We start from the raw sequence: 13,039 nt of genomic DNA on the forward strand, positions 1-13,039 counted from the left end.
GGAAACGCGTACAGAGACCGATTTATATACGATTTCGTTCGTGAAAGGCAAATAGCTGTTGACCCGTGCCAGCCTTGCATCCCGGCTCCCGGTCGGACACTCCGTGACTCGTCTCGTGTGATCCCGCGAGGGCGCGGTCGTCGCTGGCTGCACTAACCGTTCGTGGTCGATCGCTCGGCCGCGAGATAGCGCCGGGGTTGCTCGAGTTGCGCCACGTGATCCAGGAGCGCGACCTCATCTCGCTCCTGACTGTAGCGGACGTGGTCCGCGTCCGCCAACTTCGGGACGTGCGTGTGGGAGAGCGAGACATAGGCCCGCTTGACTGCCTCGGCCGAAATCTCCGGCAGCGGACGGTCGTACTCCCTCAGTACGCCGGTCGGTACCAGTACCAGTAGGCCGCGACCGCGAGCAGCACGGTCAACCCGCCGAGGAAAAACAGCAGTCCCGGCGGAACGGTTCCGAAGACTGCATCCGCCACTTCCGCGCCGCCGTCGGCAACGTTGCCGACCGTCTCGTTGTCCGTGGCGTTCTCGAGCAGGTCGCCGTCGGCACCGTCTGCACCCACATCACCGTCGGCACCGTCCGCACCCGCATCGCCGGCGGTTCCGTTGCCGTTTTCGCCAACGTCTGTCGTCCCCATATCGTTCCCGTCCTCGGTCGATTTAGGGCTCGAGCCGTCGTCGGCCCCACCGTCCGCCCCGACGGGCTGTGCCCCGCTATCGTCCGTCGGCTGCCCGTCCGTGGGTCCGAGCCACCGCGTCGCCGCGTACTGGACCAGCAGGCTTCCGCCGGCCAGCACGCCGACGCCGCCAAGCAGCCGCGAGAGCGCCTCCTTGAGCCGCGTCGCGCGGGACTCGTCGCTGGTCACGATCAGGGGTCCGTCGGTCGTCGCGTAGACGCTCATCTCGTTGCCCCGCGAGGAATACCACGTATCGACGATTTCGACCAGCCCCGCGTCCTCGAGTTTCTCGAGGTGGTAGCGGACGTTCTGGATCGAGGAATCGACCGCCTCGGCGATATCGCTCGGCGTCGCCGGCTCGCCGTCTAGATGCGCGTAGATCCGCCGTGCCGTCGTCGACGAGAGCGCGGCGAAGACCGCGTCGGCGTCCTCCCCCTCGAGATCGACGATGCGGGGCGTGCCTTCCTCGGCGTTCGTTTCGGAGCGAAAGGGAAACAGACGAGCCATACAGGTGTCGATTCCTATTCGATGACAAACACATATACTCTTTTTCCTCGGTGAAAGACCGATTTCACCTACCGGAAACCGCAGGACATGGTGGGGATGGCCTATCGATGAATATATTTCTTCGATATCGGTATTCGAAGGGCAAGAACTACCCATGTCGGGACGAACGATCCGACATGCGCCGGACTGAACTGTTGCCGTGGCTCGCGGCCGCGGTCGTCCTCGCCGGACTGACCGTGCCGTGGTTCCTGTGGGGCTCCTCGACCGTCGTCGCCGGACTGCCGGTCTGGCTCTGGTGGCACGTCGGCTGGATGTGTCTCGCGTCGGTCGCCTTCTGGCTGTTCGCCCAGCGGGCCTGGGGACTCGGCATCGAAACGGCCGCTGACGGCTCGAGCGGCGGGACTGACGTCAGAGGTGACCGCCGATGAACGCCGTCACCATCCAGCTATCGATCATCGTCGGCTACCTGCTGTTGGCCCTCGCCGTCGGATTGGTCGCCTATCGGCTGACCGACCGCACCGCCGAGGACTTCTATCTGGCGAGTCGAACCCTCGGGACCGTCGTCCTGCTCTTTACGACGTTCGCGACGCTGCTGTCGGCGTTTACCTTCTTCGCCGGCCCGAACGTCGCCTACGCACAGGGCCCCGAGTGGATCCTCGTCATGGGGCTGATGGACGGGATCATCTTCGCCGTCCTCTGGTACGTGATCGGCTACAAGCAGTGGCTGCTCGGCCGGCAACACGGCTACGTCACGCTCGGCGAGATGCTCGGCGACCGCTTCGGCTCGCGGTGGCTTCGCGGGCTCGTCGCCGCCGTGAGCCTCGTGTGGCTCTTCCCGTACGTCATGCTCCAGCAGGTCGGGGCCGGCACCGCCCTCGAGGCACTCACGAACGGCGCGGTCTCCTACGCCGCGGGGGCCGGCCTGATCACCGCGTTCATGATCCTCTACGTCGTCGCCGCCGGGATGCGCGGGATCGCCTGGACCGACACGTTACAGGGCGTCTTCATGCTCGTGACCACGTGGGTCGCGCTGCTGTGGGTGCTGTCGGCCGTCGGCGGCCCCGGCGCCGCGACCGAGGCGCTGGCGTCGAACCCGGACACCGCCGGCTTCCTCTCGCTTGGCAGCGACTACTACACCGTCAAGTGGATCCTCTCGACGGCGATCACGATCGGCTTCGGCGTCGCGATGTTCCCGCAGGTCAACCAGCGCTTCTTCGCCGCGGGCTCGAAAACCGTACTCAAGCGTACCTTTGCCCTCTGGCCGATCCTGTGTGTCCTCCTGTTCGTTCCGTCGTTCATGCTCGGCGCGTGGGCCGCCGGCCTCGAGGTCGCGGTCCCCGAGGGCGCGAACGTCCTGCCACTGGTCCTCGCGGAGTACACGCCGACTTGGTTCGCCGCGCTGGTCATCGCCGGCGCGATGGCCGCGATGATGTCCTCTTCGGACTCGATGTTGCTGTCTGGTTCGTCGTACTTCACGCGGGACCTCTACCGCCCCTTCGTCGAACGGGACCTCTCCGACCGCCGGGAAGACCTGATCGCCCGCGGCGTCGTCGTCCTCTTCGCGACCGCGGCGTTTCTCGGCAGCCTGTTCCGTCCGGCCGGGCTGTTCGAACTCGGCGAGGCCGCGTTCAGCGGCTTCGCACAGCTCGCGCTGCCGGTCCTGCTCGCGCTCTACTGGCGGTCGATCACGCGGGCCGGTATCACCGCCGGCATCCTCGCCAGTCAGGGCTTTTACCTCTCGAGTCTCTTCCTCGCCGTCGTCCCCGGCTCCTACGCCGGTTGGACGGCCGGCATCGTCGGGATGGGACTGAGCCTCGTCGTCACCGTCGCCGTCTCGCTGGTCACGTCCCCGGCGGCGGCCGAACGCCGCGCGATCTACTTCGACCGACTCGGCGCGGACTGACCGTCGAACCGCCACGCTCAACGGGCCCGACCTCGTATCCGGCGTCGATGGCTATCGACCTGCCGCCCGCAGTGGCCGACGACTGGCAGCACGTCGGCGGCCGGACCGACGACCGGAGTCTCTCGCTGGCCACGATCACCGCCGAGACAGCCGTCTTCCGCCACCGGCCGACCGCCGACGCCCTCGAGCGGCTCCGCGCCGACGGCTCGGTTCCGGCCCGGTCGCTGTTCACCGTCGACCTCGCGATCAGCCCCTCCCTCTCGGCGATCGGGCTCGACCCCGGCGACGCCCTCGAGCTGGCCGCCCCGAAGGCCCGTGACGGCGTCGTCGAGACGCTCGCCGACGACGGGATCGAGGTCGGCGCGGAACGCGCAAACGAGTACATCGACCGGCCCGACGGGGCCATCGGCCACCTGACGGTCCTCGAGGCCGCGTACCCGATCGATGCGAACGCGGCGACCGACGGCGGGACGCCCGACGCCGACTCCGTGACCATCGACGCCGAGGTCCACGCCGCGGTCTGGCCCGACGGCGAGTCCTACACGCTGGCCGGCGGCCTCCTCCCGCTCGAGGCCCCCGAGTCGGACCTGCTGGCGGCCGCCCTCGACGTCGATCCGGCCCGCGATCGCGAGGCGATCGTGGACCTCTTCCGGGGGCTCGACCTCGAGGCCTCCGACGGCGACTGACCGTCGCTCTGTCGTAATAATTAGGTGATCGGGGCGTGATCACTCAACCATGGCACACTACGGCGGTCGGAACTATTCGAAACTGACGAAGACCGGCTTTTTTGTCGGCCTCGCGCTCTTCGTCGTCGGAACGGGGACCGAACTGGTCGGTCACGCCCTCTTCGGCTCGCTCCCGCAGTGGGAGAACACGCTGCTGTTCGCGATGGCACTCGTCGGCTTTGCGATCGGATTCGCATCGCCGTTCGTGTTCGGGATCGTCATGCCGCTGACCGAGTGACGCGGCCGAGATTCGAGGGGTTTTGTATCGGCCCCGTCTAATCCCCAGCCATGCAAACCCACATCGTCCCGGTCGGCTTCGACTACGACCGGCTGATCGCGCCGCTGGTCCGCGATCAGATCGACGTCGACAGCGTCATTCTGCTCGAGGGCGCGGTCGGGAGCGAGGCCAACGTCGAGTACTCCCGCCACCTCTCTCAGAAACTCGAGACCGATTTCAAGAACCTGCTGGGGGCCGACACCGATCGGTTCGTCCTCGAGGACGTCTACGACTACGACGACGCCTTCGAGCAGGCCTACGAACTCATTACTGCGGAACTGGACGCCGGCAACGAGGTCTGGGTCAACGTCGCCGCGATGCCCCGGACGGTGAGTTTCGCCTTCGCCAACGCCGCCCACTCGCTGATGGTCGAGCGCCAGGAGGACCGCGAGGGGATCCACACCTACTACACCGCCCCCGAGAAGTACCTCGAGACGGAACTCGCCGAGGAGTTGCGAGAGCAGATCGCCCTGCTCGAGGACCTCCGGAACGACGACGACCCCGAAGACGACCGGATCGCGACCCGCCTCGAGAGCGCGCGGGACCTGTTGGCCGAGTTCGACGAGCGCGGGACGACCATCGGCGCGAAAGAGATCGACGGCAAGCACATCGTCGAGTTACCGGTCGCTTCCTTCTCGAACGTCAAGCCCTTCGAGGAACTCATCCTCTACAAGCTCGGCGAGGACGGCGAGTTCGACTCCGTCTCGGAACTCGCGGAGTCGCTGGCCCGCGAACTCAACGAGGAGTACACCGACAGCTTCCGCTCGAAGGTCATCTACAACGTCGACCGGCTGGGGCCGGGCGGCAAGGGCTACATCGAGCGCGAGGAACACGGGAAGTCCTACCGGACGCGACTCTCCCGGATCGGCGAACTGTGGGTGCGGGCCCACTCGGACGACGATGCAGACGAATGAGATCCTCGGCGGTTGATTTTCTTCGACAGACCATAATATAGATAAAAGTTATTTCAGAATAGAAATTGATTTCATATCTGTATGCGAGAGGCTTTCGGAGGTATCTCCGGTCTCGGAGATCCATGGGTGATCGTTCCTATTTCGCTTGTTATCGCGTCTCTCGGCCTGTATCTGCATCTACATACCGAGCGAAGAGACAGTAGTCGAATTCTGTCTGCTGTGGCGTTCTCACTCCTCGGATATTACACCTATCTTTCGAATCAGCTTCTACTCACAGTATTACTCTCAATAGCAGCAATTTCGACGCTGTTCTCTTTGGCGCATGTGCGATACCTCAATCGATAATACTCGACTAGTATAGTGGTTGGGTGAACGAGTAGAAGACCGGTAATTCTCCGAGTAGCGATCGACAGTGGACGACGAAACACCTAACACCGTTCCCGGGGCAAGTGAGACGTATGATCGAGTCCGTCGCGGCGAACGACCCGTTCGACGGCCCGTTCGGCACCGTTTTCGTAGGGGCCCCGTAGCCCCGCATTCCCACCCCGTTTCGACGGATGTATTGTCGCCGACCAGCATTCACAGCACAACGACCGCTCTATGGACGACAATCGACTGCACGTTCGAACTTCGACGGATCGACGACGCCCGCGACGGGCGGTGAGAGCATGAGCATGGACGCGCCCGAACAGGCCGACGAGCCGACCCTCGAGGGCGGCTACGACCCCGAGGCGGTCGAGTCGCGCTGGCAGGAGCGCTGGGTCGATTCGGACGTCTACGCCTACGACGGCGACGAGAAGCGCGATCCCAACACCGTCTACGCGATCGACACCCCGCCGCCGACGGTCTCGGGGAGCCTGCACATGGGCCATCTCTACGGCTCGACCCTGCAGGACTTCGCCGCGCGATTCCAGCGGATGGCCGACGGCGACGTCCTCTTTCCCTTCGGCTACGACGACAACGGGATCGCGAGCGAGCGCCTGACCGAGAAGGAACTGGACATTCGCCATCAGGACTACGAGCGCCGGGAGTTCCAGGAACTCTGCCGCGAGGTCTGTACGGAGTACGAGGCCGAGTTCACGGAGAAGATGCAGAACCTCGGGACCTCGATCGATTGGAACAACACCTACAAGACGATCGAACCCCGCGTCCAGCGAATCTCCCAGCTGTCCTTCCTCGATCTCTACGAGAAGGGCCGCGAGTACCGGAAGAAAGCGCCCGCGATCTGGTGTCCCGAGTGCGAGACGGCCATCTCGCAGGTCGAGATGGAAGACGACGAACGGGGTTCCCATTTCAACGACATCGCGTTCGAACTCGCAAGTGATGGGACGGACCGCGACGAGTTCATCATCTCCACGACGCGCCCCGAACTCATCCCCGCTTGCGTCTCCGTCTTCGTCCACCCCGACGACGAGGAGAACCAGGACCTCGTCGGTGAGACTGCTCGCATCCCGATCTTCGGCCACGAGGTGCCGATCATCGAGGACGAACGCGTCGACATGGAGAAAGGCAGCGGCGTCGTGATGTGTTGTACCTTCGGCGACCAGAACGACATCGAGTGGTACCAGGCCCACGATCTGCCGCTGCGGGTGGCCATCGACGAGTCCGCGACGATGACCGACCTCGCCGGCGACTACGAGGGCATGTCCACCGAGGAGGCCCGCGAGGCCATCGTCGAGGACCTCGAGGCCGAGGGTTCCCTGCGCGACCGCTGGGAGATCACCCACGCCGTGCAGGTCCACGAACGCTGTGATACCGCCGTCGAGTACCGCGTCTCCAAGCAGTGGTACGTCGAAATTCTGGATCACAAGGAGGAGTACCTCGAGGCCGGCCGGGAGATGGACTGGTACCCCGAAAAGATGTTCTCTCGTTACCAGCACTGGATCGAGGGCCTCGAGTGGGACTGGCTGATCTCGCGCCAGCGCGACTCGGGGATCCCGTTCCCGGTCTGGTACTGTGCCGACTGCGACCACGAGGTCATGGCCGAGAAGGCGGACCTTCCGGTCGACCCGCTGAGCGACGACCCGCCCGTCGATCGCTGTCCGGAATGTGGCGGCGACGAGTTCGTCGCCGAGGACGACGTCTTCGACACGTGGGCGACCTCTTCGCTGACGCCGCTGATCAACGCCGGCTGGGACTGGGACGCCGACAGCGAGGCGTTCACGATGGACAACCCCGAACTCTACCCCTTCGATCTCCGTCCGCAGGGCCACGACATCATCTCCTTCTGGCTGTTCCACACCATCGTTAAGTGCTACGAACACACCGGCGAGGTGCCCTTCGACGCGACGATGATCAACGGCCACGTCTTAGACGAGAACCGCGAGAAGATGTCGAAATCGAGAGGGAACATCGTCGCCCCTGACGAGGTCCTGGCGGAGTATCCCGTCGACGCAGTCCGGTTCTGGGCCGCAAGCGCCGCCGTCGGCGACGACTTCCCGTACCAGGAGAAGGACCTCACCGCGGGCGAAAAACTCCTCCGGAAGCTCTGGAACGCCTCGAAGCTCGTCGACACCCTCGCACCGCGCGAGCCCGACGAACCCGCCGACCTCGAGGCGATCGACCGCTGGCTGCTGGCGGAACTCGACGACGCCGTCGCGGATCTGACCGCCCACTTCGAGGACTACGAGTTCGCGAAGGCCCGCGACCGCCTGCGGACCTTCTTCTGGAACACGTTCTGTGACGACTACCTCGAGATCGCCAAGACCCGCGAGGACAACCCGTCGACCCAATACGCGCTGCGGACGGCCCACCGGACCTTCCTCGAACTCTGGGCCCCGTTCCTGCCCCACGCGACCGAGGAGATCTGGCAGGCCGTCTACGCGGACGGCGAGGCGGCCCTCGAGGACAGCAGCATCCACGTCCGCGACTGGCCCGCACCGCAGGGATACGAGGCCGATCTCGAGGCCGGCGAGACCGCCATGGAGGTCATCTCCGCGCTGCGCCGGTACAAAAGCGAGAACCAGCTGCCGCTGAACGCCGACCTCGAGTCGGTGTCGGTCTACGGCCCGGTCGACGGCTTCGAGGACGCGATCCGGAACGTGATGCACGTGCGGGAGCTGACTCTGCTCGAGGACGAGCCCGAGATCTCGACCGAGGTCGCCGCGATCGATCTGGACTACTCGACGCTCGGGCCGAAGTTCGGCTCGAAGGTCGGCGAGATCGACGCCGGGATCGAGAGCGGCGAGTACGAGATCGTGAGCGCGGAGCAACGCTCCGCGGACGAGTCGAGCGGCGATGAGCCGCGAGACCACGATGACGACGGTGTGTTGCGCGTCGCCGGCGAGGAACTCGAGGACGACCTGTTCGAAGTCGAACTCGAGCGGACCTACTCCGGCGAGGGCGAGATGATCGAGACCGAGTCGGCGGTCGTCATCCTCGAGGGCTGAAACGGCCGCCGAAAGCGGGTCCGTCGGAGCCCCGTTGGAACGTCGAGAAATCAGTACTGCAGTTCGCTAACTGCCGCCGTTCGTCGCGGCTGACTGCTCCATCGCGGACGGTGCTGGCCGTTTTCGCCATCCGTCGCGGTCGGCGACCGGAACGGTCCTCTGGCGCTCGCACCGAGGGTCGTGCGGCGTGACACCCACCCGACTGGGCAGTGTTCGGACGATTCTGTGAGGTATTCGCGATAGTGAGGAGCTGTTGTCTCCGTTCGGTGACCCGGAGCGATCCGGATCGCTTCGAGACGGGACGAGTCCGAACCGAGTACACCGTGTTTGGCCTGAACGTGTCGTCCGTGGAGGGAGGGTGCAACCCAAGATTTATATATTAACCAAATATTCAATACAAGTATGACGGACGAATTCGACGGGAAGACGGTGATCGTAACGGGAGCGGGATCGGGTATCGGACGGGCGTCGGCAGAACAGTTCGCATCTCGAGGGGCACGGGTCGTCGTCGCCGACGTCGACGAGGACGGCGGAACCGAGACCGTCGACGGAATCGAAGCGGACGGTGGTGAAGCGACCTTCGTGGCAGTCGACGTCACCGACGAAAACGACGTCGAACGGATGGTCGAAACCGCGTGTGAAACCTACGGCGGCCTCGACGTGGCCCACAACAACGCGGGTATCGAGGGGGAAAACGCGCCATTGACCGAACAGACGGCGGAGAACTGGCACCGCGTTCTCGACATCAATCTGACGGGCGTCTGGTTGTCGATGAAATACGAACTCCCGAAACTCGTCGAGGGGGACGGCGGTGCGATCGTCAACACGTCTTCGATCGCCGGCCTCGCAGCTGATGGGACCGCACCCTATACGGCGAGCAAACACGGCGTCGTCGGGCTCACCAAATCTGCGGCCGTCAACTACGCCGATCGGGGTGTTCGCGTCAATGCGGTCTGTCCGGGCGTCGTCAGGACCCCGATGGTGGAACGATCGCTCGAGAAACACCCCGATGCGGTCGAACGGATCACCGGCGAACAGCCCCTCGACAGGATGGCAGAACCGGCGGAAATCGCCAATACGGTCGCGTGGCTCGCCTCGTCGGACGCGTCGTTCGTGAACGGTCACGCCCTTCCGGTCGAAGGCGGAAAACTCGCCTGAGTGGGGAGCCCCGATCCGACGAGTCCAGTTCAGTCGTCGTCCGCTCGGGGCGCGCTCGAGTCGGCGTCGGCCGAGATGCGGTCGATGTGGGACTCGATCGCGGCCTTGAGCGAGTCGATCGACTCTGCCGGCTCATAGACGGTGAGACGCCGTGCCCGCGTTCCGATCAACAGCGAGAGGAGCAGTTCCGCCTCCACTGCCGGATCGATCCGTTCGAAGTCTCCGGCTTCGATACCGCGCGAGAGGATGTCCGTGAGATGCGATTTGAGTTCGTCGTCGACAGCCAGGTACTGTTCCCGACAGTCGTCGTCGTGGGGCGCGTTGACCCGGAGTTCGAACATCGCGAGCATCACGCGATACGGCTCCTCGTCGACGGTCGTCGGTAACAGCGTGTCGACGAGCGTTTCGAGTTCGTCTCGAGGCGACTCCGAACTGGCCGGAAGTTCCGCGAGAAACCGCTGTAGAACGTAGTCGAGGAAGTCGACGAGCAGTTCGCTTCGCCCGTCGTAGTGGTAATAGAGCAGTGTTTTGCTGTTCTCGAACTCGTCCGCGATGTCTTGGATCGTGAGGTCGCTGTACCCGTGTTTACTGACGGCGGTGTACGTCGCCTCCATGATGTCTCGCTTCCCGGGGTCCATCTCGTCGATCGCGTCCGAAGCACACATACCCGAGTCCTGCCGCCCCAGTAGCGTGTTCCTTTCGGGTCCCGAATCGAGGTTGATCGCTGCTTCGCTCCGCCCGTTCCCGTTTACGTCTCGAGTTTTTGCACCCGGATCGCGAGCGCGAGAAACAGTGCCAGCAGGACGAACGTGACCTCGCCGGCGGCGATCACGCCCAGTGCGTCGGCCTCGAGGAACATCGCCCTCGCGCGCTCGACGGGGATGATCGTGTGGTGGGGCTCGCCGACGATCGGGACGAAGTAGTCGACGATCAGGTTGCTCCAGTACCAGACGGCGGCGACGCCGACGGCCCACACCGGGAAGTCGCTGATCCGGTGGAGGACGAAGGCCTGGACGACCATCGCGAGGTGACTCCAGAAGAGGAAGTGATACATCCAGACGGGGAGGTACGCGTAGGAGTCGGCGAAGGCAAGCAGCGTGTACGGCGTCCACAGGCCGAGGACGACGTTGCCGAAAAAGGCGAGCGCGGTCAGCCACGGCTGCTCGCGACCCAGTTTCCAGGCGGCGATCGCCAACGCGATAAACAGCGTCGCGAGCGGACTGTCGGGCACCCAGGGCCACAGCGCGGTCGCAGTCCCGGCAAACTGTCCCGAGTAGTACCAGAAGCCAAAGGCCGTCCCCGCGAGGTTGATCGCGACGACCAGCCACGCAAAGCGCAGGCCGAGGTCCTCGAGCGCTCTCGGGACCGGCGCGAGATAGGCCGGGAGCGACTCCTCGTCGTCCGCGCGTCCGCGCTCCGCCGTCCGAGTCGACGCGGTCATCGTCCGGCGCGACGGACGGCACCCGCAAAACAGTAGCGGTCTCCGAACCGGCACGCGCTGCCTCGAGCAGTGGTCCGGTCCGTGACCGCGGCCGGCCTCGGGAACGTCTCGCGAGCGATCCGACGGTCGACGGCGCAACGGCGGCGATCGACCGCCGGGCGAGGCAAACGATTTCGAGGTCCGCGGCCGGACCGTTCCCAAAGAACACGCGTAAGTGCGACGACTCCTAAGCGCGCAGTATGTCGGAACCAGCCGATCTCGAAGAACTACGACGCGGGACCGATCTCGTCAAGCGCGGGTTCGCGCGGATGCAGAAGGGCGGCGTCATCATGGACGTCGTCAACGAAGAGCAGGCCCGAATCGCCGAGGACGCCGGCGCGGTCGCCGTGATGGCCCTCGAGGCCGTCCCGGCCGACATCCGCAAGCGCGGCGGCGTCGCCCGGATGGCCGACCCCGCCGACGTCGAGGCGATCGTCGACGAGGTCTCGATCCCGGTGATGGGCAAGTCCCGGATCGGCCACACCAAGGAGGCACAGATCCTCGAGGCGATCGGTGTCGACATGATCGACGAGTCGGAGGTCCTGACCCCGGCGGACGACGCCTACCACATCGACAAGCGCGACTTCACCGCGCCATTCGTCTGTGGCGCGCGCAACCTCGGCGAGGCACTGCGCCGGGTCAACGAGGGCGCGGCGATGATCCGCACCAAAGGTGAAGCCGGTACCGGCGACGTCAACCAGGCCGTCCACCACCAGCGGACGATCAAGGGCGCGATCCGCGAACTCGAAGGGATGACCCACGAGGAACGCGAGGCCTACGCGCGTGAGATCGAAGCGCCCGCGGAACTGGTCCACGAGACCGCCGAACTGGGCCGGCTTCCGGTCGTCAACTTCGCCGCCGGCGGTATCGCGACGCCGGCCGACGCCGCCCTGATGATGCACCACGAGTGTGACGGCATCTTCGTCGGCAGCGGCATCTTCGGCGCAGAGAACCCGCCCGAGATGGCCGAGGCGATCGTCGAGGCGACGAACAACTGGGACGATCCCGAGCGCCTCGCCGAGATCTCGAAGAACCTCGGCAAGGGGATGAAAGGCGACGCGAACGCCGACCTCCCCGAGGAAGAGAAGCTGCAGGACCGCGGCGTCTAACTCCCGACGGGACCTGTTTCCGTTAGCCGACGGTCCGGGGATCGTCACCTCTTCGCAAGCACGGCCGTTTTCCCCGTGTCGACCCGACCGGTCGTATGAGTTCGGCACTGTCGCCGACCGACGTCGAGCAACTGGTCGACCAGCTTCTCGCGGGGGCCGAACGACACCTTCTGGAAATTGCCGCCGACACCCCGAACGAGGCGCTGGCGACGATGGCCAGCGAACTCCGCGATGTCGTCGAGGAAGTCGACGACCTCCTCGAAACGATCGATTTCGAGACGCTGCCGGACACCGTCGACGTATCGGCGCTACCGGCCCTCGTCGACCTGGCCGAACTCCCGAACGCGATCCGCGAGCGGGATCCGGATCTGGCACTGGATCTCAGTACGCTCCGGGACGTCGTCGAACTGCAGGAGGTCTGGAATACCGTCGATATCACCGGTTTCGTCCGGGGACTGCGACAGCTCGAGCGCGAACTCGAGGACGTCGTCGGTCCCGACGCGTTCGCGTCGTCGGGGGACTCCGTGGCGGGAGCCGAGATCCGGGCGTTCATCGACGAAAACAAACTGGAAGCGACGAACGCGGCGCTTCAGCAAGAAGCGAAAAAGGGCGCACGAGTGGCTCGCAAGGGCGTCATCGACGGCCACTCGACGTTCGAAGAACTGTACGAGTCGAAACAGCGCGGCACCGGTTACGCCGGTCGGAAACCCGTTTCGAATAACCCGACCACAGTCTCGTCGGTCCCGTACGGTCCGCTCCCGGACAGCATCTCCACGAGGGTCTCGACGGTCCCCGCCGCTGTCCGGCATTCGAAGGTCGATGCGCTCCCGCGGATCTACGGTCGCCGCTGGCGGACCGCGACGGAGTAGCGGTAATACTGCCCGGACGGGTACGTCGG

At 65.0% G+C, this 13,039-nt stretch carries 12 protein-coding genes; 9 read left to right on the forward strand and 3 right to left on the reverse strand.

The genetic code is table 11. The features are described 5' to 3' along the window. Positions 1-364 precede the first annotated feature (364 nt). A complete protein-coding gene (locus ACERIM_RS05865; protein ID WP_373631699.1) occupies positions 365-1,186 on the reverse strand; it encodes an ArsR/SmtB family transcription factor in 822 nt (273 codons plus the stop codon). 176 nt (positions 1,187-1,362) lie between these two features. Here ACERIM_RS05865 and ACERIM_RS05870 point away from each other — a divergent pair, with 176 nt between their 5' ends. From ACERIM_RS05870 to ACERIM_RS05900, 7 genes are all read left to right on the forward strand, one after another. Further along, positions 1,363-1,614 (forward strand): DUF3311 domain-containing protein, encoded by a 252-nt coding sequence (locus tag ACERIM_RS05870; protein ID WP_373631700.1) that lies wholly within the window; start codon positions 1,363-1,365, stop codon positions 1,612-1,614. Further along, complete coding sequence (locus tag ACERIM_RS05875) at positions 1,611-3,089, forward strand: sodium:solute symporter (RefSeq protein ID WP_373631701.1); 1,479 nt, start codon at positions 1,611-1,613, stop codon at positions 3,087-3,089. The genes ACERIM_RS05870 and ACERIM_RS05875 overlap by 4 nt, the downstream gene beginning before the upstream one ends. A gap of 47 nt (positions 3,090-3,136) precedes the next feature. Continuing rightward, positions 3,137-3,775: a hypothetical protein gene (locus ACERIM_RS05880; RefSeq protein ID WP_373631702.1), complete on the forward strand. Its 639-nt coding sequence runs from the start codon at positions 3,137-3,139 to the stop codon at positions 3,773-3,775. 49 nt (positions 3,776-3,824) lie between these two features. After that, on the forward strand, positions 3,825-4,052 hold the full coding sequence (locus ACERIM_RS05885; RefSeq protein ID WP_049965836.1) for a hypothetical protein: 228 nt from the start codon (positions 3,825-3,827) through the stop codon (positions 4,050-4,052). Positions 4,053-4,102: 50 nt separating this feature from the next. Continuing rightward, entirely contained in the window at positions 4,103-5,005 is a 903-nt protein-coding gene (locus ACERIM_RS05890; RefSeq protein ID WP_049965837.1) for a DUF6293 family protein, read from the forward strand. Between the two features lie 674 nt (positions 5,006-5,679). Continuing rightward, positions 5,680-8,394, forward strand: a complete 2,715-nt coding sequence (locus tag ACERIM_RS05895) for a valine--tRNA ligase (protein WP_373632007.1) — start codon at positions 5,680-5,682, stop codon at positions 8,392-8,394. Between the two features lie 402 nt (positions 8,395-8,796). Further along, positions 8,797-9,552 (forward strand): glucose 1-dehydrogenase, encoded by a 756-nt coding sequence (locus tag ACERIM_RS05900; protein WP_373631703.1) that lies wholly within the window; start codon positions 8,797-8,799, stop codon positions 9,550-9,552. 29 nt (positions 9,553-9,581) lie between these two features. Here ACERIM_RS05900 and ACERIM_RS05905 read toward each other — a convergent pair whose 3' ends face one another. After that, entirely contained in the window at positions 9,582-10,217 is a 636-nt protein-coding gene (locus ACERIM_RS05905; protein WP_373631704.1) for a TetR/AcrR family transcriptional regulator, read from the reverse strand. Positions 10,218-10,300: 83 nt separating this feature from the next. After that, complete coding sequence (locus ACERIM_RS05910) at positions 10,301-10,993, reverse strand: DUF1405 domain-containing protein (protein WP_006647811.1); 693 nt, start codon at positions 10,991-10,993, stop codon at positions 10,301-10,303. Positions 10,994-11,232: 239 nt separating this feature from the next. Between ACERIM_RS05910 and pdxS the strand changes: the two genes are divergently transcribed. Both pdxS and ACERIM_RS05920 read left to right on the forward strand, forming a co-directional pair. Then, positions 11,233-12,141 (forward strand): pyridoxal 5'-phosphate synthase lyase subunit PdxS, encoded by a 909-nt coding sequence (gene pdxS / locus ACERIM_RS05915; protein ID WP_006647810.1) that lies wholly within the window; start codon positions 11,233-11,235, stop codon positions 12,139-12,141. 95 nt (positions 12,142-12,236) lie between these two features. After that, entirely contained in the window at positions 12,237-13,010 is a 774-nt protein-coding gene (locus ACERIM_RS05920; RefSeq protein ID WP_373631705.1) for a hypothetical protein, read from the forward strand. The last annotated feature ends 29 nt before the right edge of the window (positions 13,011-13,039 follow it).

Origin of the sequence: Natrinema sp. H-ect1 (assembly GCF_041821105.1) — an archaeon.
In the GTDB taxonomy this organism is placed as follows: Archaea; Halobacteriota; Halobacteria; order Halobacteriales; family Natrialbaceae; genus Natrinema; species Natrinema thermotolerans.